The organism is Methylobrevis pamukkalensis (assembly GCF_001720135.1).
GTDB classification, from domain to species: domain Bacteria; phylum Pseudomonadota; class Alphaproteobacteria; order Rhizobiales; family Pleomorphomonadaceae; genus Methylobrevis; species Methylobrevis pamukkalensis.
This window is the reverse complement of record NZ_MCRJ01000081.1, coordinates 1-20,409: the sequence shown is the minus strand read 5'-3', so window position 1 is coordinate 20,409 and position 20,409 is coordinate 1. Positions and strand designations below refer to the sequence as shown.

The 20,409-nt window shown below is 69.1% G+C and carries 15 protein-coding genes and 2 pseudogenes; 10 read left to right on the top strand and 7 right to left on the bottom strand.

Going from position 1 to position 20,409, the window contains the following annotated elements; all coding sequences use genetic code 11:
* The 3 genes and pseudogenes from A6302_RS23030 to A6302_RS13675 form a co-directional block, all read left to right on the top strand.
* Positions 1-966, top strand: a pseudogene (locus A6302_RS23030) (DUF4159 domain-containing protein); the annotation flags it as partial.
* A complete protein-coding gene (locus A6302_RS13680) occupies positions 948-2,159 on the top strand; it encodes a DUF4159 domain-containing protein (RefSeq protein ID WP_069307503.1) in 1,212 nt (403 codons plus the stop codon). The pseudogene A6302_RS23030 and the gene A6302_RS13680, both read left to right, overlap by 19 nt.
* A gap of 102 nt (positions 2,160-2,261) precedes the next feature.
* Positions 2,262-4,331, top strand: coding sequence for a hypothetical protein (locus A6302_RS13675; protein WP_069307502.1), 2,070 nt, complete (start codon positions 2,262-2,264; stop codon positions 4,329-4,331).
* Between the two features lie 300 nt (positions 4,332-4,631).
* On the opposite strand, the gene A6302_RS13670 is transcribed toward A6302_RS13675, so the two are convergent.
* Positions 4,632-5,195 carry a GNAT family N-acetyltransferase gene (locus tag A6302_RS13670; protein WP_083255765.1) on the bottom strand — a complete coding sequence of 188 codons (564 nt, stop codon included), beginning with the start codon at positions 5,193-5,195 and terminating at the stop codon, positions 4,632-4,634.
* 430 nt (positions 5,196-5,625) lie between these two features.
* On the opposite strand from A6302_RS13670, the gene A6302_RS13665 reads away from it, so the two are divergent.
* Positions 5,626-6,606 carry a glutathione S-transferase family protein gene (locus A6302_RS13665; RefSeq protein WP_069307501.1) on the top strand — a complete coding sequence of 327 codons (981 nt, stop codon included), beginning with the start codon at positions 5,626-5,628 and terminating at the stop codon, positions 6,604-6,606.
* Positions 6,607-6,625: 19 nt separating this feature from the next.
* Here the strand turns inward: A6302_RS13665 and A6302_RS13660 are convergent, their stop codons facing one another.
* Entirely contained in the window at positions 6,626-7,033 is a 408-nt protein-coding gene (locus A6302_RS13660) for an NUDIX domain-containing protein (RefSeq protein ID WP_141703762.1), read from the bottom strand.
* 606 nt (positions 7,034-7,639) lie between these two features.
* On the opposite strand from A6302_RS13660, the gene A6302_RS13655 reads away from it, so the two are divergent.
* On the top strand, positions 7,640-8,581 hold the full coding sequence (locus tag A6302_RS13655) for a metallophosphoesterase family protein (protein WP_069307499.1): 942 nt from the start codon (positions 7,640-7,642) through the stop codon (positions 8,579-8,581).
* Here the strand turns inward: A6302_RS13655 and A6302_RS13650 are convergent.
* The 5 genes from A6302_RS13650 to A6302_RS13630 form a co-directional block, all read right to left on the bottom strand.
* Positions 8,554-9,150, bottom strand: a complete 597-nt coding sequence (locus A6302_RS13650) for a hypothetical protein (RefSeq protein ID WP_069307498.1) — start codon at positions 9,148-9,150, stop codon at positions 8,554-8,556. The two genes, A6302_RS13655 and A6302_RS13650, sit on opposite strands and share 28 nt — an antisense overlap.
* Before the next feature lie 249 nt (positions 9,151-9,399).
* Positions 9,400-10,413 (bottom strand): Gfo/Idh/MocA family protein, encoded by a 1,014-nt coding sequence (locus A6302_RS13645; protein WP_069307497.1) that lies wholly within the window; start codon positions 10,411-10,413, stop codon positions 9,400-9,402.
* 293 nt (positions 10,414-10,706) lie between these two features.
* The gene (cobU, locus tag A6302_RS13640; protein WP_069307496.1) at positions 10,707-11,282 is read right to left on the bottom strand and encodes a bifunctional adenosylcobinamide kinase/adenosylcobinamide-phosphate guanylyltransferase; all 576 of its coding nucleotides are present in this window, start codon (positions 11,280-11,282) and stop codon (positions 10,707-10,709) included.
* 26 nt (positions 11,283-11,308) lie between these two features.
* Complete coding sequence (locus A6302_RS13635; protein WP_069307495.1) at positions 11,309-12,952, bottom strand: sensor histidine kinase; 1,644 nt, start codon at positions 12,950-12,952, stop codon at positions 11,309-11,311.
* 185 nt (positions 12,953-13,137) lie between these two features.
* Positions 13,138-14,088, bottom strand: a complete 951-nt coding sequence (locus tag A6302_RS13630; RefSeq protein ID WP_342586278.1) for a MurR/RpiR family transcriptional regulator — start codon at positions 14,086-14,088, stop codon at positions 13,138-13,140.
* Positions 14,089-14,239: 151 nt separating this feature from the next.
* On the opposite strand from A6302_RS13630, the gene A6302_RS13625 reads away from it, so the two are divergent.
* From A6302_RS13625 to A6302_RS13605, 5 genes and pseudogenes are all read left to right on the top strand, one after another.
* Positions 14,240-15,001 (top strand): N-formylglutamate amidohydrolase, encoded by a 762-nt coding sequence (locus A6302_RS13625; RefSeq protein ID WP_069307493.1) that lies wholly within the window; start codon positions 14,240-14,242, stop codon positions 14,999-15,001.
* 182 nt (positions 15,002-15,183) lie between these two features.
* Positions 15,184-16,698 carry an amino acid permease gene (locus tag A6302_RS13620; RefSeq protein ID WP_069307492.1) on the top strand — a complete coding sequence of 505 codons (1,515 nt, stop codon included), beginning with the start codon at positions 15,184-15,186 and terminating at the stop codon, positions 16,696-16,698.
* Positions 16,699-16,860: 162 nt separating this feature from the next.
* Positions 16,861-18,228, top strand: coding sequence for a glutamine synthetase family protein (locus tag A6302_RS13615; protein ID WP_069307491.1), 1,368 nt, complete (start codon positions 16,861-16,863; stop codon positions 18,226-18,228).
* A 102-nt stretch (positions 18,229-18,330) separates the two neighbouring features.
* Positions 18,331-18,972 (top strand): LysE family translocator, encoded by a 642-nt coding sequence (locus A6302_RS13610; protein WP_069307490.1) that lies wholly within the window; start codon positions 18,331-18,333, stop codon positions 18,970-18,972.
* A gap of 49 nt (positions 18,973-19,021) precedes the next feature.
* Positions 19,022-20,409, top strand: a pseudogene (locus A6302_RS13605) (aldehyde dehydrogenase family protein); the annotation flags it as partial.

The following is a 20,409-nucleotide window of genomic DNA, read 5'->3' as shown; positions in this document are numbered from 1 at the left end:
CGCCGCAGCTCATCACCGGGGATTGCCCAGGACGGCGAGGCGCTGACGGCCACCGTGCGCCGGCTCGATGCCCGCACCCCCGGCGCCGGCCTGATCCGCTCGCTCGACCGGCGCGGCGCCGTGCTCGACGAGCGCAGCTTCGCGTTTGCCGGCGAGGACCTTGCCGCCGAAGCGCGGATCGACCTGCCGCAGGAGATGCGCAACGAGATCGCCCGGATCGAGGTGGCCGGTGCCGACACCGCCGGCGCGGTGCAACTGCTCGACGACCGCTGGCGCCGTCGCAGCGTCGGCCTCGTCGCCGCCGCCCCCGGCGACCGTGCCCAGCCGCTGCTGTCGCCCGCCTATTTCCTCGGAAAGGCGCTCGGCCCCTATGCCGACATCCGCCAGCCGCGATCGGCGGAAATCGCACGCGCGGTCGACGGCTTCATCGAGGACGGCGTCTCGGCGATCGTCATGGCCGACGTCGGCACGCTCGGCGCCGAAGTGGAGCAGCGCCTCGAGGCCTTCGTCCGCGACGGCGGCGCTCTCGTCCGCTTTGCCGGGCCGCGGCTGGCTGCCAGCAACGACGAACTGGTGCCCGTGCCGCTGCGCGAGGGCGGACGCACGCTCGGCGGCGCGCTCTCCTGGGAAGAGCCGCAGAAGCTTGCGAGCTTTTCCACCGGCGGCCCCTTTGCCGGCCTCCCCGTGCCGGGCGACGTGACGGTGGAGCGCCAGGTGCTGGCCGAGCCCGGCGCCAGCCTCGACGACCACAGCTGGGCCAGCCTCGAGGACGGCACGCCGCTCGTCACCGGCACGCGCTTGGGCAGCGGCTGGCTGGTGCTCTACCACGTGACCGCCGACACCACCTGGTCGAACCTGCCGATCTCCGGCGTCTTTGTTGAAATGCTGCGCCGCTCGGTCGCGCTCGGCCACGGCGGCACGTCGCCGGCCGGCGGCGGTGACGCGAGGTGCTGCTGGCGCCGATGACCGTGCTCGACGGCTTCGGCCATTCCCGCAGCCCCGGTCCGGACGTACGCGCCATTCCGCTGTCCGGCGCCGGCGACCTGCGGCCGAATGCCGAGAACCCGGCCGGCCTCTACGGCACCGAGGACGGCTTCCGCGCCGTCAACACGCTGCGCCCCGGCGACGAGCCGGTCCGGCTCGACACCTCCGGCTATGCCGGCGCGCGGCGCACCGCGCTGGTCGGCGATGTCGGCACCGATCTCGCCCCCTCGCTGTTCATCCTCGCCTTCCTCGCGCTCGTGGCCGATGCCGTGGCGGTGATGGCGCTCACCGGTGGTCTCGCCTTCGCCAGCCGGCTGGGCGGCCGGTTCGGCGGCAGCGGCGCCGCTGTGCTGCTCGCCGGTCTGATGCTCCTGTCCCCCGCCACCGAGGCGCGCGCGCAGGACACCTCCGCCGATGCGATGGTGATGGCGGCCGTGACGCAGACCCGGCTCGCCTATGTGGCGACCGGTGACAGCCAGACCGACGAGGACAGCCGCGCCGGCCTGTCCGCGCTGTCGCAGTTCCTGGCAAGCCGCACGGCGCTGGAGCCGGGCGAGCCGGTCGGGCTCGATCCGTCCCGCGACGAACTTTCCGTCTACCCGCTGATCTACTGGCCGATCGACCCGGCGGCCGCCACCCCGGCCCGGGCGACCATGGACCGGATCGACGCCTTCATGCGCAGCGGCGGCACGGTGATCTTCGACACCCGCGACCAGCTCGCCGCCCTGCCCGGCCGCAGCGGCGCCTCGGGTTCAGCCTCGGCGCAGAAGCTGCGCGAGATGCTGGCCGGCCTCGACATTCCGCCGCTCGAACAGGTGCCGCCCGACCACGTGATGACCAAGGCCTTCTATCTCCTGAACGAGTTTCCGGGCCGCTACATCGGCAGTCCGCTGTGGGTGGAGGCGACGCCGGGCGCCGACGAGGTGACCGGCGAGGAGCGGCCGGTGCGCGGCGGCGACGGCGTCTCGTCGATCATGATCACCGGCAACGATCTTGCCGGCGCCTGGGCGGCGGATGCGGACGGCAACTTCTTCTATCCCGTCGTGCCCGGCGACGCGCGCCAGCGCGAGATGGCCTTCCGGGCCGGCGTGAACATCGTGATGTATGTCCTGACCGGCAACTACAAGGCCGACCAGGTCCACATCCCCGCGCTGCTGGAGCGGCTCGGACAGTAAGGCCCGCTTCGGACGCTGGGCGTCCGGGCATCGGCCACGTGACACAGTCGAGCAGGACCGGATCGTGCGGGTCCGCGCCTGCTCCAGAGAGATCGGTATCTCATGGCCTGGAGCCTCAGCTTCGATCCGTCCCTGCCCTGGTGGCTGCTGGCCACCGGTCTTGCGCTCGCACTCGCCATTACCGCGCTCGCACTCGTGCGGCGGATGCGTGGCGCGCTCCTGCGCGGCGTCGCCTTCCTTGCGCTGCTGGCCGCCCTCACCGACCCCTCCGTGGTCGAGGAGGAACGCCGCCCGCTGCCGAGCGTGGTCGCCGTCGTCTCCGACCGCAGCGGCTCGCAGACCATCGAGACCCGCGGCGAGGACACCCGGACCGCGGCCGCCGCGCTGGCCGAACGGCTGCGCGCCTTCCGCGACATCGACGTGCGCGAGATCGCGACCGAGGCGAGCGGGACCGACGGCACCCGGCTCTTTTCCGACATCGCCCGCGGCCTCGCCGACGTTCCGCCCGAGCGGATCGCCGGGGTGATCACGGTCACCGACGGCATCATCCACGACATTCCCGGCACCGCGGCCGAGCTGCCGTTCCGCGCGCCGTTCCACGCGATGATCACCGGCCACGAGGACGAGATCGACCGGCGGATCGCCATCGTCTCGGCGCCGAAATTCGGCCTCGTCGGCTCCACGCAGGAAATCCGGGTCCGCGTCGACGACGACGGCACCACCGGCGGCGGCCCGGTCTCCGTGACGCTGCGGCGCGACGGCGAGGAGATCGCCCGGGTCGACGCCGTGCCCGGCACCGAGGTGCCGGTCGAGGTGACCGTCGACCACGGCAGCGACAACATCTTCGAATTCGAGACCAGCCCGCTCGAGGGCGAGCTCAGCGCCGTCAACAACCGGGCGGTCGCCATCGTCAAGGGCATCCGCGAGAACCTGCGGGTGCTGCTCGTCTCCGGCGAGCCGCATGTGGGCGAGCGCACCTGGCGCAACCTGCTGAAATCGGACGCGTCCGTGGACCTCGTCCACTTCACCATCCTGCGCCCGCCGGAGAAGCAGGACGGCACGCCGATCAACGAGCTGTCGCTGATCGCCTTCCCGACCCGCGAGCTGTTTTCCACCAAGATCGACGAATTCGATCTGATCATCTTCGACCGCTACCAGAGCCGCGGCGTGCTGCCGCTGCTCTATTTCGACAACATCGCCCAGTTCGTCCGCAAGGGCGGCGCGATCCTGATCGCCGCCGGTCCCGACTATTCCGGTTCCGACAGCCTCTACGACACGCCGCTCTCCGGCGTGCTGCCGGCCGCCCCGACAGGCAACGACGTGGAGGAGCCCTACCGCGCGGCGATCACCGACATCGGCAAGCGCCACCCCGTCACCCGCGACCTGCCGGGTTCCGACCAGACACCGCCTGCGTGGTCGCGCTGGTTCCGCATCATCGACGCCGCCGCCACCGAGGGCGACGCCGTGATGTCCGGTCCCGGCGACCGGCCGCTGCTGCTGCTCGCCCACGAGGACGAGGGCCGGGTTGCCATGCTGCTGTCCGATCAGGTCTGGCTGTGGGCGCGCGGCTTCGAGGGCGGCGGCCCGCATGTGCAGCTGCTGCGCCGGCTGGCGCACTGGCTGATGAAGGAACCGGATCTGGAGGAGGAATCGCTGCGGCTGATGGGCCGCGGCGGACGACTGGAGGTGGAGCGGCAGACGCTGGGCGAGACCGCCGAGCCCGTGACCGTAACGCTGCCCGGCGGCGAAACCCGGACCCTGCCGCTTCAAGCCGCCGCACCCGGCATCTTCCGCGCCGACATGCCGGCCCCCGCGCTCGGCCTTTACGCAGCGACCGACGGCACACTGCGGGCGATCACCCATGTGGGGCCGACCGACCCGAAGGAATTTCGCCTGCTCCGCTCCAGCATGACCCAGCTGGAGCCGATCGCCGAGGCCACCGGCGGCACCGTGCAGCGTCTCAAGGACACGGCCGACGGCGCGCCGGCGATCCCGCGCATCGTCCCGCAGCAGGGCGCCTCCAGCTTCGGCGGCGACGGCTGGATGGGGCTCAGAATGTCCGACGCCTACGAGGTGACCGGCATCTCGCGCCTGCCGCTGTTCAACGGCCTGCTGGGCCTTGCCCTGCTGCTCGGCGTGCTCGGCACCATGTGGTACCGCGAAGGCCGCTGAGCGGCCTTTGCAAGTCTGGTTGGTGTGGCGAAGGCCGCTGAGCGGCCTGCGCAAGTCTGGCGAAGCGGCCTCCCGATGGGGCCGATCAACTCTACGATTGTCATTCCCGGCCTCGGCGCGCAGCGCCCTCTCCGCTTGTCATTTCCGGCCTCGGCGCGCCGCGCCGAGGTGAAGGGAATCCAGAGCTGGCCATTGAATTCAGAAGCTGAGTTCTGGGTCCCTTCCCTCGCCAAGCTGCGCTTGGCTCGCCGGGGACGACAAGGGGCGCCTGCGATCGCAGATCAGCCCGCGCCGTGGTGGTCAGCCCGCGCCGCGGTGGACAGTGCCCGACACGCCTTCGAAGGCGCCGGCCGCCAGTTCCGCGACCAGCAGCCGGCCGGGATCGACCGGACCGGGCATCACCAGCCGGCCCTGCGGCACCGCACGAAAACCGAACGGCCAGTAATAGGGCAGATCGCCGACCAGAAGCACCAGCCGATGGCCTCCAAGCCGGGCCGCTTCCATCGACCGGCGCATCAGCATCTTGCCGATCCCCTGGCTCTTCAGATGCGGCAGCACCGCCAGCGGGCCGAGCAGCAGCGCCGGTGTCTCGCCGATGCGGATCGGCGTCAGCCGCACGGAGGCCACAACCTTCCCCTCGCGCTCGGCGACGAGACTGAGCGCCATGTCCTGCGCAACGCCCTCGCGCAGCCGGAAGGCGGTGCGGGCATAGCGGCCCGGGCCGAAGGTGATGTCGTGGATGGCTTCGATCGCCGCATCGTCCGCCGGCCGCTCGGGGCGGCACTGGGCAGGTTCGAAAGCGGGGGCGGCAGGCGTGGTCAGGGACGCGTCCGTGGTGAGGGACGGGGAAACGAGGGTCAGCATCGGCGGAAATCCGGAAGGGGGCTTTTCAGTTGGCGCCGCCCCGTCCCGCCGCCGTGAGCCGGCCTGTCGATCAGGTCGGGCTCGCCGGAACCGGAGAAAGGCGCGCGCACGTCGGCGCAGACGGCCGAAGGCCGTTCACCCTGCATCGTCGTCGCATGATCCGCCCGGCGGTCATCGACCCACTCCCGTCGATCGCAAAGAACAAGATGCCGTCGATATCACGGCCCCGGCCGGCTCACAAGGCGCGCCGTACGCGCGGCATCACGGCGATCCGGGGCGCGCATTGATCATCCACATCCGGTGAACACCGCAGAACAGACTGTTCACCGCCGGACAGACGCGCCGGGCGCGCGCTATATCAGAGGCAACGGGCCATGGCCCTTGCACATCATCCCGGCGCCCCGCGCCGCAGCAGACAGACGAGGACGGCATGGGACTTCTGATTGACGGCACCTGGCATGACCAGTGGTATGACACCAGCGACACGGGCGGCCGCTTCGTGCGGCAGGCCTCGCAGTTCCGCAATTTCGTCACGGCCGACGGCAGCGCCGGGCCGACCGGCAGCGCCGGCTTTGCCGCCGAGGCCGGCCGCTATCACCTCTATGTCTCGCTGGCCTGCCCGTGGGCCCACCGCACGCTGGTGTTCCGGACGCTGAAGGGTCTCGAAGACCTGATCACCGTCACGGTCGTCGATGCGCGGATGGGCGAGAAGGGCTGGGTGTTCGGCCAGGACGCCGACCGCAGCACCGATCCCAACGCCGATCTGGACCGGCTCTACGAGGTCTACCTGCGCGCCGATCCGGCCTACACCGGCCGGGTCACGGTGCCTGTGCTCTGGGACAGGAAGCTCAAGACGGTGGTTTCCAACGAATCCGCCGAGATCATCCGCATGTTCGACACCGCCTTCGGCGGCCTCACCGGGATCGCGCCGGATGCCTATCCGGAGGCCCTGCGCGGCGAGATCGACGCGCTGAACGCCCGGATCTACGACACGGTCAACAACGGCGTCTACAAGGCCGGCTTTGCCACCACCCAGGAGGCCTACGAGGAGGCCGTGACCGCGCTGTTCGAGAGCCTCGACTGGCTGGAGGACAGGCTTTCGTCCCGCCGCTGGCTCGCCGGCGACCACGCGACCGAGGCCGACTGGCGGCTGTTCACGACGCTGGTGCGCTTCGATGCCGTCTATGTCGGCCACTTCAAGTGCAACCTGAAGCGGATCGCCGACTATCCGGCGCTGTCGGGCTATCTGCGCGACCTCTACCAGACCCCCGGCGTCGCCGCGACCGTCAACTTCGACCACATCAAGACGCATTATTACTGGAGCCACACCACGATCAATCCGACCCGGATCGTGCCGAAAGGGCCACTGCTGGACCTCGATGCGCCGCATGATCGCGCTCGCCTCGGCTGAGGACTGAGAACCGACGGCGTCACCAATATCCGGTGTCGTCGTCCACTCCGTCCAGCGTCGCGGCGATCCGTCGCCGTGTCGCCGCGGTGGTGCCTTCGGGCAGCGCCTCCAGCGGGAAGAACCGGGCCTCGCGGATCTCGGCCCCCGGCACGAAGGCGCGGGCCCGCCGCCATCCGTCCGGGGCGATCCGGAACAGGGCAACATGGTCGCGATTGGCCATCGCCCGGTTGAAGTAGAGCCCGACGAAACCCGGCGGCGCCGTCAGGGCGAGTCCCGTCTCCTCCTCGATCTCCCGTGCCAGCGCGTCCGCCGCGGTCTCGCCCGGATCGACCGCGCCGCCGGGAAGATACCATCCGGGCAGATAGCCGTGCCGCACGAGCAGCACGCCCTCCTCCGACATCACGATCCCGCGCACGCCGAGCGTCACCCCGCGCCGGAGCCTGACAAGGGCCGACTGCAGCGTCGAGACTGCCGATTTCCAGGGCGACCGATCTCACATGCCTATTTCTTGACCACGCATGATGCCAACAGGATCTTAAAAACATTGACGTTTTTTGAACGAGCCCATGCGGACCGCGCATTGCTGCCCACCATTTATTCAGCTGGCGGCCGCTCGATGCCAAACGTATATACAACTCGTCGCAGCGCACCAGACGCCGCGTCGCCCATCAACCAATCGAAGATGTGATCATGTTTTCCCTGTTCCGCCGTGCCGCTGCCTCGACGCCCCGCTTCCACTGGATCCCGGCCGTCGACTTCACCAATCCGCGTGTCATCGCCTCCCTGCTGTCGCTCGACGCGCGCTGAGGCTTGAGGACACCGCGTTGGCGGGTCGCTTTCGATCCGCCAGGGAACGGCATCAGATCCCATGAACCGGCCACGCCGGTTCCGCCCTTCTCCACCGACACCCGATCATGACCGTTGCAGGATCCGTCCTGCAGCGGTCATTTTGCATCTGCACGTCCCTCGGCGCGAGTCTCTGTTCACGCGAATGCGGGTTTACCGGCTGCTCCGGCTCGGCTAAGCCACAGGGATGTTTCGTCTCGTTCATCTTTCCGATCCGCATATCGGCCCGCTGCCGATGCCGACCTTCTCGGAGCTCGCGTCGAAGCGGGTGATCGGCTACATCAACTGGCGCCGCAACCGCGCGCCGTCCATGCGCGGCGACCTGCTGCTGCGGATGATCACCGATATCCGGTCCCGCAACGCGGATCATGTGGCCGTCACCGGCGATCTGGTGAACATCGCGCTGCGCAGCGAGCTGGAACCGGCCCGTGCCTTCCTCGACAGCATCGGCGATCCGCGTGACGTGTCGGTCGTGCCCGGCAATCACGATGCCTATGTGCCCGGCGCCCTGCTCCGCGCCACCGTGGCCTGGGCCCCCTACATGACCGGGGATGACGCCCACTCTCCCGCCTGGCCCTACGTGCGCCGCCGCGAAGGCATCGCCATCGTCGGCACGTCGAGCGCGCGCGCCAGCGGGCCGTTCCTCGCCACCGGCTTCTTCTCGGACAAGCAGGAAGATCTCCTGCGCGACCGGCTCGAGATGCTGCGCCGCGAGGGCCTGTTCCGCGTGGTGCTGATCCACCATCCGCCCTTCTCGGGCGCCACCGCCTGGCACAAGCGGCTGGTTGGCGCCTCGCGGGTGCGCCGGGTGCTGAAGTCGGTGGGGGCGGAACTGGTTCTCCACGGCCACACCCACATGCCGACCCGCACGACGATGCCGGGTCCGGACGGTCCGGTGCCGGTCATCGGCGTCTGCGCGGCCAGCCAGGAGCATGGTGGCCGTCGCCCGGCGTCGGGCTACAACGTGTTCGAGATCGAGAAGGTGGAGAGCGGCGTCTGGAAGGTTCTCCAGATCGATTACCGCGTGTCGCTGGAATCGGGCAATTTCGTCGAGTTCGGCCGCCACGAGACCCTGATCGGCGGCGAGGCCGGTTCGTCCGGTCAGCCGGCCATCCTGAACCAGGCATAGACCAGCAGCGCGCCGACCCCGAGGGCGGCGCCGAACAGGACCAGCACGACGCTGCCGGCAACGCCGACCGGTGCGGCGCGGCGGACGGCGCGAATCTCCTCCCGCCCGGCAAGGCCGGACGCATGGCGCTGGCGGTCCTGGACGAAATCCGCCTCCAGCGCCTTTTCCCGCTCCACCACCCGCTCGGCGATGTAGTCGGTCACCACGTCGGCGACGTCGGGAATGTCGGCGGACTCGAACAGCACGGTGCGGCCGAGCCGCGTGTCCTTCAGCATCCGGTAGCTGCGCCGGTCGCGGGCAATCACCAGATGGGTGGTCGGATCGATCCACAGCCGCGGCGGCGTGCCGCTGGCCACCTTGAAGATGAAATAGCCGTCGTCCGGCGCGACCTCGGCGAACACGCCATCCAGTTCCTCGGCGAGAAGATTCAGGCGCGCCTTCTCGGTCTCGAACAGGTCCGCGAAGGCATCGACCCGCTCGGCCTCGGCGATCCGGACCTTGCGCACGGCGTCCGACAGTCGCCGTACCTTGGGCGTCTCCCCGGAAACGTCATTCACGCGGTCGTTCATCTCGAGGGCTCCTGACGAGGCAACGCAGGAGCGGAATAGGGCGCGCCCCGGCTTCACGCCGCAGGCTCTGCCCGGTCATGCGCCGAAATGTCCGGCGCGCTCCTCGCTGCTGCCGACATATTAACCGATCCTTCACCATTATGGCGAGCGAATTGGCGGAGCCGGCGGCCCCGGCCCGTCCTTTTCAGGGGACGATCGTCGGGGCAGGCGCCGAGGCCGGGACGAGAAGCCGGAAAACCGCGGTGGCTGTCAGAGGTCGACCCAGCCGCCCCGCCGCGCCGATTCGAAGATTGCGTCCACGAGCCGCATCTGGGTGATCGAATCGCCCACCCCATAAGGCAGAACCGCCTCGCCGCGAATCGCCATGGCGAACAGTTCGCCCTGCAGCCCGTACATGTTGCAGGCCGGAACGACGATCGTTTCCGCCGAGGCGTCGCCGAGGGCAGTGCCCGGATCGAAGCGCAGGATCGTCTCGCCGCCGAGCGGCGCGTTGAAGGGCACCACCACCTCGATCCGCCCCTCCGTGCCGCAGACCGTCACCCGCTGGTGGACGACGCTCTGGGTGGAGACGGTGAAGGTCAGATGCAGGCCGCCGCCAAAGTCGGCCAGCACGCTGGTCAGGCGATCGGTCGCGAAGATCGGGTCACGGTCGAGGGCGGCCACCAGCCGGATCGGCTCGGCGTCGAGCACGAAGCGGCTGACGACCAGCGGATAGACGCCGATGTCGAGCGCGGCGCCGCCGCCGGTCTCCGGCCGGTTGCGGATGTTGTCCGGGTCGTCGTTCATGTAGGAGAACCAGACCTGGACGCCGAGCGGCCGGCCGATGCGCCCCGCCCGCACCATGTCGCGCACCATCCGCCACTGCGGATGCTGGCGGACCATGTAGCCCTCCATGAACACGAGATCCCTGGGGAATTCCAGCAGCCGTTCGGCATCCATGGCGTCGAGGCCGGTCGGCTTTTCCAGCAGCACATGCTTGCCGGCCCGCCCGGCCGCCAGCGCCGCGTCGACATGAAGGTCGTTGGGCAGCGGAATGTAGACCGCCTCGATCTCCGGGTCGGCGAGCATCTCTTCCGTCGATCCGTAGGCCTTCGGAATTCCGAGGTCGTCGGCCACCGCCCGCGCCCGCGCGGTGTCGCGCGAGGAGATGCCGTGGACCACGCACCAGGGCGTGGTGGCAAGGCCCGGAACGACCTTCTCGCGCGCGATCTTCGCGGTGCTGAGCACCCCGATCCGGACGGGCTGCGGCGTGATCTCGGTCATGTTCTTTCCCTTTCTGGACGGGGCTTGGTCGAGACCGGCCCGGGCATTTCCCTCGTCCTTCGAGACAGGCGCTTCGCGCCTTCCTCGGGATGAGGGAAAAGAGCAACGCCTTGCACAGCACTCGAAACTCTCGGAGGCCTCATCCTGAGGAGGCCCGCAGGGGCCGTCTCGAAGGACGGGGGCGGGCGCGCCAATCTACCGGCGCCGTGATGACCCGTCGCGCCAGAATACGACCCGGCCGGCTCGTCCTTCAATGCCGGAGAAAGGCCGTCTGCACGGCCAATCCGGCCTCGTCATCCCTTCACCGGCACCCGCAGGCTGGCGACGACGAGGTCGACCCGGTCGGCCAGCGCGGCGATCTTCTGGTGCAGCCGGCCGGCCTCGTCGCGAAAGCGCCGCGCCAGCGCGTTGTCCGGCACGATCCCGAAGCCGATCTCGTTGGAGACCAGCACCACCGGACCGGGCACGTCGGCCAGCGCGGCCAGCAACGCGTCCACCGCTGCCGGAATGTCCGCGTCATGCATCATGAGATTGGAGAGCCAGAGCGTCAGGCAGTCGACGAGCACCGCGCCGCGGGCGCCGCGCAGGGCGCCGGCGAGATCGATCGGTGCCTCGAGGGTTGCAAAGCGCCCTGCCCGGTCGGCCTGGTGCCGGCCGATGCGCTCGGCCATCTCCGCGTCGAGCGCCTGCGCGGTGGCGATGTAGACCGCGCCGCCCGCCGGCGCCGCACCGTCCTCGCCGTGCGCCATGGCGAGCACCAGCCGTTCGGCATGCGCCGTCTTGCCCGACCGCGCGCCGCCGAGCACCAGCGTCACCCTCGGCCTGACAGAAGGCCCGGCACTGCCCGTTGCATCCTCGGCTTCACCCATGTGTCCGGCCTCGTCGCGGCGTTTCCTCAGTCGGTTTCGCCAGCGATGGCAAAGCTCGACCGCGGGATCTCGATGGTGAAGACCGCGCCCTCGCCCGGCCGGCCGGAGGCGCTGATCTTCCAGCCGTGCCTGTCGCAGACCGCCCGGCAGATCGCAAGCCCGATGCCGGTGCCCGGATACTGGCTGCGGCCATGGAGCCGGGTGAACGGCTCGAAGATCTTGCGCGCGTATTCCTCGCGAAAGCCGATGCCGTTGTCGGCGAAGGTCAGGCACAGCTTGCGGCGATGGCGCGTGCCGACGGTCACGTCGATCTGCGGCGGCACCTTGTCCCGGGCATATTTGATCGAGTTGGACAGGAGGTTGAGCAGCACCTGGTCGAGCAGCAGACGGTCCGCGAACAGCGTGACGGAGGGCCCTTCCAGGCGGATCACCGCCCCGCTGTCCTCGATCAGTTGCGAGAGCGTCGAGCGCGCGTCGCCCAGCGCCATGGCAAAGTCATAGGCGCCGAGATCGAGCTTGCGGTTGGAGGCGCGCGAATAGGAGAGAAGATCCGACACCAGCGCGCGCGCCCGAAGCGACGCGTCGCGCACCACCTGCGCGGCATAGGTCACGTCGTCCGTCCGGCCCTGCGCCAGGCCGTCCGTCAGCATGTCCGCGTAGAGCACGATCTTGCGCAGCGGCTCCTGCAGGTCGTGGGAGGCGACATAGGCGAACTGCTCGAGGGATTCGTTGGCCCGCATCAGGTTGAGGGCCTGCTCCTCCAGCTTGCGCTGCGCCCTGTTGCGCTCGGTCACGTCGACGATCAGCACGAGGTAGATGGTCTCGTCGGTCGCCGTGTCGACTTCGCGGATCACCGCGACGTCGCCTTCCATCACCGTGTCGTCGCGGCGCCGGTAGGACAGTTCGATGCCGCTCACGAGCCCGTCGTTGTCGCGGAACATCACCTCCCATGGCATCGACTGCGCCGTCGCGCGGGACTCTTCGGTCAGCAAGTCGTTGATGTTCATGCCGATCGCCTCGTCGCGCGAGTAGCCCATCGCGAGCACCCAGTTGTCGGTGACCTCGATGATCTCGCCGTCCTGGCGGGCGATGAAGGCGATGGCCGGCGTGCGCCGGTAGCTGCGCCGGAAATAGTCCTCGCTGCGCGCGATCCGCGCATTGGCGATCTCGAGCTCGCGGGTGCGCTCGTGGACCTTTTCTTCCAGCGAGTCCCGCACGGCGACAAGCTCTGCGTTGATCCGCGCGTTCTCCTCCACGCGCCGCTGCAGCTCGGCATTGACGAGACGTAGTTCCTCCTGGCTCGGCAGCGCAGCCAGATGCGGCAAGGCCTTCCAGATCGCGATGGCCGTCGCGATCGAGACGATCGCGGTCAGCAGTTTCACCAGCCCCTGCGCGGTGTAGACCGGCCACCACAGTGTCGCGAGGCCCATCACGTGGGTGAGGCCGCAGAGCATGATGAAGGCTGCGAACAGTGTGAAGATCCAGACGAATTCCTTCTCCGGCCGGCGGCGGGCCAGAATCACGAGCGTCGCCGGGATCGAGAAATAGGCAAGCGCGATGAAAAGGTCCGAGACGGCGTGGAGACCGAGCAGTTCCGGTTGCCACAGAAGACAATAGCCGTGCGGCATGAAGGCGGCCGAGCCGAGCAACCCGGCGAAAAGCGACGACATGGCTGTTCTCCTCGAGACACCGTTCCGGAGGCAGGAGTTGCGGGGCGCGCGGCACGGCGGGGGCGACCCGGGCCGACATGCCGTCGCATGCGGCGGTCTGCCGCCGCCGGTGTCTCTCGTGTGTATCTCTAGCTAGAATTTGCACCGGGGGGTAGCGGGCGGCGCACCCGTTTCGCGCGCGGGACTCAGGAGGACGCGGGCGGGCGCAGCGCCTCGATCAGCGAGATCCGCCGCACGGCGGTCTCGCCCATCGCCTCGGTCACGGCGGCGACCACCGCCTCGACGATGCCGAGCAGCGCCGTCATCGAATCCCAGCGCGAGGGCACCGGCACCCGCGCGGCGACCACATGCCGCGCATGGCGCGCCACCGGCGACAGCCACTGGTCGGTGAACAGCACGACCGTCACACCGCGTTCGGCCGCCGCGGCCGCAAACACCGCGAGATCGTCCTGGTAGCGACGGATGTCGAAGATCACCAGCACGTCGCGGGCGCCGAGATCGATCAGCACGTCGCGCCAGTTGGCATTCTGGCCGGAGATGTGGCCGACCCCGGGCCGCACCACCCGCAGGTGCGCGGCCAGATGATAGGCCAGCGCATCCGACAGGCGCCCGCCGAGTGCATGGACCGGCCGGCGCGCATCGGCCAGCGCGGCAACGACGGCCTCGAATTCGGCGGCCGGCACATGGCGGAAGGTCTCGCGGATGTTGTCGATCAGCGCGTCGCGGAAGCGCGCCAGCGGCTCGCCCTCCCCGGCCCCGCCCTCCGGCCGGAACGCCGCCTTGGTCAGAGGCGACTGGGTCTGCTTTTCCAGTTCCTCGCGCAGCGCGCGCTGGAAGTCGGGATAGCCGGAAAAGCCGAGCCGGCCGACGAAGCGGAGCACGGTGGGAGCGCTGATGTTCGCGCGCCGCGCGAACTCGGCCACCGTCTCGAGGCCGGCGATCGGATAGTTGGCGAGGAGCACATGCGCGGCCTTGCGTTCCGTCGGCGTGAACAGACTCATCTCGTCACGGATCCGCTCGGCGATCGTGCCCTCCTCCACCATGTTGCCCCCGCAGCGGTTGTCGTCGTTGCCGCGATAGTGACCGACCGGCGCCCCATGGCAACCGGAATTTCCGACGGCCTGAGGAACCGGCACCGGCACCGGACCATCGCTTCTGTATGATTTGTTACAGCAATTGACAGAACCAATTTTCGTGTCAGATTTCATACATAAAGGGCTGGCCGCCGCCATGGGCGCCCCGGTCCGACGCTGTCGACAACGACGCGGGTGTCCGGGAGGGCCATTCTTGGGTGAAATCGCCGATCCGCCCTTCGCGATCGACAATGCCGCCGGCCGCGGACCGCTTCTGATCGTCTGCGACCACGCCTCGAACCGCATCCCGCCGGCCTATGGCGACCTCGGCCTGACGCCGGAGGCGCGCGCCGACCACATCGCCTGGGACCCCGGCGCCCTGTCCGTCTCGCGGCATCTGTCGCGGATCGTCGATGCGCCGCTGTTTCGCGGAACGGTGTCGCGGCTGGTCGCCGACGTGAACCGCGAGGCCGATTCGCCGACGCTGATTCCGGCGGTGAGCGAGACGACGCCGATCCCGGGCAATGCCGACGTCGGCGCCGATGAGCGGAGCGCCCGCCTCGCGGCGGTCCACGTGCCCTATCACGCCGCGCTGGCCACCTTCGTGGAGGAGGCACTGGCACGGCGTGCCGGGGCGCCGCCGCCCGCGGTGGTGGCGATCCACAGCTTCACGCCGGTCTACATGGGCACGCCCCGCGACTTCGACGCCGGGGTGCTGTTCGAGGGCGCCAACCGCTTCGGCCAGCGGGTGTTGGACGCGCTCGCCGCGGTGCCCGGCATCGCGGTGCGCGCCAATGCGCCCTACAGCGGCGAGGGCGAGGTCTATTATACGCTGCGCCGGCACGCCGCCGCGCGCGGCCTGCCGAACGTGATGATCGAGATCCGCAACGACCTGCTGCACACCGAGGCCGAGGCGGAAGCCTGGGCGATGCGGCTGGCGGCGGCGATCCGCGCGGCGCGGCCGGCGGACGACTGACGGTCGCCGACGACACCTTTCCGCCGGCACCCATGCCGGAGGCGAAGACCCGCAAGGGCAGTGCGTGCGCAAGACGCGGGCCCGGGCGGACAAGGTCGAGACGCGGGTGAACCGCGCGCGACATGACAGAGGGAGCGGGGATCGACACCGCAGGGTGGTCGACATCTTCGGGGGAAAGCGACATGAGCAAGTCAGAAGGCAGCGTCTCCTACAAGAAGGCGGACGCCTCGTATTTCGACAAGCGCGGCCTCAGGAAATATGCCGGCATCTGGTCCCTCTGGGCCCTTGGCGTCGGCGCCGTCATCTCCGGCCACTTCTCGGGCTGGAATTTCGGCTTCTCGACCGGTGGCTGGGGCGGCATGCTCGTCGCCGCCGCCATCATCGCCGTGATGTATCTCGGCCTCACCTTCTCGATCGCCGAGATGAGCCCGGCGCTGCCGCACACCGGCGCCGCCTATTCCTTCGCCCGCACGGCGATGGGCCCGTGGGGCGGCTTCGTCACGGGCCTGTGCGAGAACGTGGAATACGTGATCACGCCGGCGGTGGTCGTCACCTTCATCACCGCCTACGTCAACTCGATCCTCGGCCTTGACCCCGTCTGGTCGCCGCTGATCTGGATCGTGTTCTACGCGATCTTCCTCGCCCTCAACATCTTCGGCCTCGAACTCTCCTTCAAGGTGACGCTGGTGGTGACGGTGATCTCGCTGGCGGTGCTGGTCTTCTTCTGGGTGAGCGCGCTCCCCGCGATGGACTTCAACCGCTGGGCGCTCAACATCGGCGTCGGTCCGGATGGCGCGGCCATCGAACTGCCCGAGGGCGGCGGCGACTTCTTCCCCTTCGGCATCTCCGGCGTGCTCGCCACCCTGCCCTTCGCCGTGTGGCTGTTCCTCGCCATCGAGCAGCTGCCGCTGGCGGCCGAAGAATCGGTCGACCCGAAGCGCGACATGCCGAAGGGCATCCTCCTCGGCATGGTCACGCTGATCGTCTCGGCCTTCATGATCGTGCTGCTCAATCCGTCGGTGCCGGGCGTCGGCTCGTTCCACCTCGCCTCGTCGCTGGAGCCGCTGCTCGACGGCTTCCGCGCCGTCTACGGCGACGGCGGCGTGGTGCTGCTCGGCATCGTTGCCCTCACCGGCCTCGTCGCCAGCTTCCACACCATCCTGTTTGCCCAGGGCCGCCAGATCTACTCGCTGTCGCGCGCCGGCTACTTCCCGACCGCGCTGTCGGTGACCCACCCGACCTACCGCACCCCGCATGTGGCGATGCTCGCCGGCGCGGCCGTCGGCCTTGCGGTGATGCTGGCGATCTGGTTCGCGCTCGGCGCCGAGCAGGGCGGGGCCACCATCGGCAGCGTGCTGCTCAACATGGCGGTGTTCGGCGCGATGTTCTCCTACATCCTGCAGGCGATCTCCTTCATCCTGCTGCGCCTCCGCCAGCCGCACATCGAGCGGCCCTACCGCTCGCCGCTCGGCATTCCCGGCGCGGTGCTGACCATCGTCATCGCGCTGGTGACGCTGTTCTACCAGGTGCAGGACCCGAACTTCACCAAGGGCGTGCTTTGGGTGGCGGTCTGGTTCGCGGTGGCGATCGTCTATTTCGGCCTCGTCGGCCGCCACAAGCTCATCCTCTCGCCGGAGGAGGAGTTCGCGATCGAGCATGCCGAGGGCCGGACGCCCCATCACGTCATCGCCAAATAGCCTGCCCGCGGACGCAGGCGAGGCCGCGGCCTCGCTTGCGTCCGTCGCCGGCGCCCGACACAATCCGGCGCACCCGTTCACGCCGGCGACCCCGCGCCACCGGCCTCATCCTTCCCCGGCGCTCCGCCGTCTCCGTCCTCCCGACAACCGAGATCCCCGATCATGCCCGGAAACCTCAGCTTCGACGCCCTCAAGCAGAAAGCCGCCGCCGGCGAGATCGACACGGTGGTGGTCGCGATGGTCGACATGCAGGGGCGGCTCGTCGGCAAGCGTTTCCACGTCGACAACTTCCTCGCCTCGGCCCACGAGGAGACCCACTGCTGCAACTACCTGCTCACGGTCGACATCGACATGGAGCCGGTACCCGGCTTCGAGGCGGCAAGCTGGGACAAGGGCTACGGCGACTTCACCATCGTGCCGGACATGGCAACGCTCCGGCTCGTTCCCTGGCTGCCGGGCACGGTGCTCGTCCTGTGCGACGTGACCGACCACCATCACCATCCGATGCCGCACAGCCCGCGGCAGATCCTGAAGGCGCAGGTCGACCGGCTCGCCGCGAAGGGCATGAAGCCGTTCATGGCCTCCGAGCTGGAGTTCTACCTGTTCGACGAGACCTACGAGACCGCCGCGGCCAAGGGCTTCGTCAACCTCGCCACCACCAATCCCTACATCGAGGACTACGGCATCCTCGCCACCACCAAGGTGGAAGGCGTGATGCGGGCCATGCGCAACGGCCTCAACGCCTGCGGCATCCCGGTGGAGAATTCCAAGGGCGAGTGGGGCCCCGGCCAGGAGGAGATGAACGTCCGCTATGCCGAGGCGGTGGCCATGGCCGACGACCACACGGTGATGAAGAACGGCATGAAGGAGATCGCCCACCTCCACGGCAAGGCGATCACCTTCATGGCGAAATACGCCTACAACCTCGCGGGCAGCTCCTGCCACGTCCACCAGAGCCTGTGGTCGGAGGACGGCACGCCGCTGTTCCTCGACGCGGACGCGCCGCACGGCATGTCGAAGCTGATGCGCAGCTATGTGGCCGGCCTTCTGACCCATTCGCGCGAGATCACCCTGTTCCTCGCTCCCTACATCAACTCCTACAAGCGCTTCCAGCAGGTCGGCACCTTCGCGCCGACCAAGGCGGTGTGGAGCCACGACAACCGCACCGCAGGCTTCCGGCTGGTTGGCAACGGCAGCAAGGCGATACGCATCGAGTGCCGCATGGGCGGCGCCGACCTCAACCCCTATCTCGCCTATGCCGCCATGCTCGCGGCCGGGCTTGCCGGCATCGAGCAGGGGCTGGAGCTGGAGGACGCCTTCACCGGCGACGCCTATGGCAGCACCGGCGTGCGCGAGATCCCCAAGACCCTGCGCGAGGCGATCGACACCGCGCGCGGCTCGGCGATGCTGCGCGACGCCTTCGGCGAGAAGGTGCTCGCCCACTACATCCACGCCGCCGAGTGGGAGCAGTATGAATACGACCGGCGCATCACCGACTGGGAGCTGAAGCGCGGCTTCGAGCGCAGCTGAGGCACGGGCTCGCACGGGCGGCCGTGACGGGACCGCTGTTGCAAACCATCGCGGCCGGTGGCTCACTGCCGCCCGATCCTCAGGAACCACAGGAAAACCGACATGTCGCTCGACGTCTGGCTGGCCTTCGCTCTTGCCTCCGCCGTGATGCTGGCCATTCCGGGGCCCACGATCCTGCTCGTCGTCTCCTATGCGCTGAGCCACGGCCGCAAGATCGCCGGCGCGATGGTCGCCGGTGTCGCGCTGGGCGATTTCACCGCCATGACCGCGTCCCTGCTCGGCCTCGGCGCCCTGCTCGCCGCCTCCGCGACACTGTTCACGGTGCTGAAATGGGCCGGCGCGGCCTATCTCGTCTGGATGGGCGTGAGGCTGTGGCGCGCGCCGGTGCGCCAGATTGACGAGTCCGTTGCCGGGGCCGAAGCGGCGCCGGCCGCGGCGGATGCCCGCCGCATCTTCCTCCACGCCTATGCGGTGACGGCGCTCAACCCCAAGAGCATCGTCTTCTTCGTGGCCTTCCTGCCCCACTTCGTCGATCCCGCCGCCCCGTTGCTGCCGCAGATGGCGATCCTGGAAGTGACCTTCCTGACGCTCGCCAGCCTCAATGCCGCCGGCTACGCCTTTGCCGCCACCTTCGCCCGCAAGGCGGTGCGCCGCCCGGCCGTGCAGCGCGCGGTCAACCGCACCGGCGGCTCGCTGTTGATCGGCGCGGGGCTGCTGGCCGCCGGCTGGCGCAAGGCGACGTGAGCGGACGCCATCTCCTTTCATTCACGACATCCACCATGAGACGACCCCAATGACCCCCGTTCAGAAGATCATCTCCCCCGTCGACGCTCGGTCTACGCCGAGCGTCCCCTCGCGAGTGACGGCGAGATCGTCCAGACCTTCGCCACCGCCCGGGACGCGCAGAGGGACTGGGCGGCGCTGCCGCTCGGCACCCGCATCGGCTATTGCCTGAAGGCCCTCGACGCCCTCCTCGCCATGCGCGCCGAGATCGCCGAGGAACTCACCTGGCAGATGGGCCGGCCGATCCGCTACACGCCCTTCGAACTCAATGGCGTGGAGGTCCGCACGAAGCACATGGCGGCCATCGCGGAGGCGAGCCTCGCGCCGCTCGATTCGGGCCTGGAGAACGGCGACAGCGGCGCCCACCGCTACATTTCCCGCGAGCCGCTCGGCGTCGTCTTCGTCGTCGCGCCGTGGAACTATCCCTATCTCACCACGGTCAACTCGGTGATGCCGGCGCTGATGGCCGGCAATGCCGTGGTGCTGAAACACTCCGACCAGACGCTGCTCGTCGCCGAGCGTTTCCAGAAGGCCTTCGACCAGGCCGGCCTGCCGAAGGCGGTGTTCCAGCACATCGTGCTGTCCCACGACCAGACCGCCGCGGTCATCTCCTCCGGCAAGGTCGACAGCGTCTGCTTCACCGGCTCGGTGGCCGGCGGCGAGGCCATGGAGCGCGCCGCGGTCGGCCGCTTCCTGCCGCTCAACCTCGAACTCGGCGGCAAGGACCCGGCCTATGTCCGCGCCGACGCGAAGCTCCAGTATGCGATCGAGAACATCGCCGACGGCGCCTTCTTCAACTCCGGCCAGTGCTGCTGCGGCGTGGAACGTGTCTACGTGCAGGAAGCCGTCTACGACGACTTCGTCGAGGGCCTCGTCGCGGTCACGAAGGGCTACGTGCTGGGCAATCCGACCGACCAGGCGACAACGCTCGGCCCGCTGGCCCGCCCCCGTCAGGCCGCCTTCGTGCGCGAGCAGATCGACGCGGCGGTGCGTGCCGGCGCCACGGCCCACATCGACCCCGCCAGCTTTGCCGCCGACCGCCCGGGCACGCCCTATCTCGCGCCGCAGGTGCTGACCGGCGTCAACCACCAGATGTCGGTGATGACGGAGGAGAGCTTCGGCCCCGTCGTCGGCATCATGAAGGTGAAGGACGACGCCGAGGCGATCGACCTCATGAACGATTCGAAATACGGCCTCACCGCCTCGATCTGGACCGAGGACCTCGACGCCGCGACGGCGATCGGCGGCAAGGTCGAGACCGGCACCGTCTTCACCAACCGCTGCGACTATCTCGACCCGGCCCTGACCTGGACCGGCGTGAAGCAGACCGGCCGCGGCGCCGCCCTCTCTCCCCTCGGCTTCCAGGCCCTGACCCGTCCGAAGAGCTGGTACATGCGC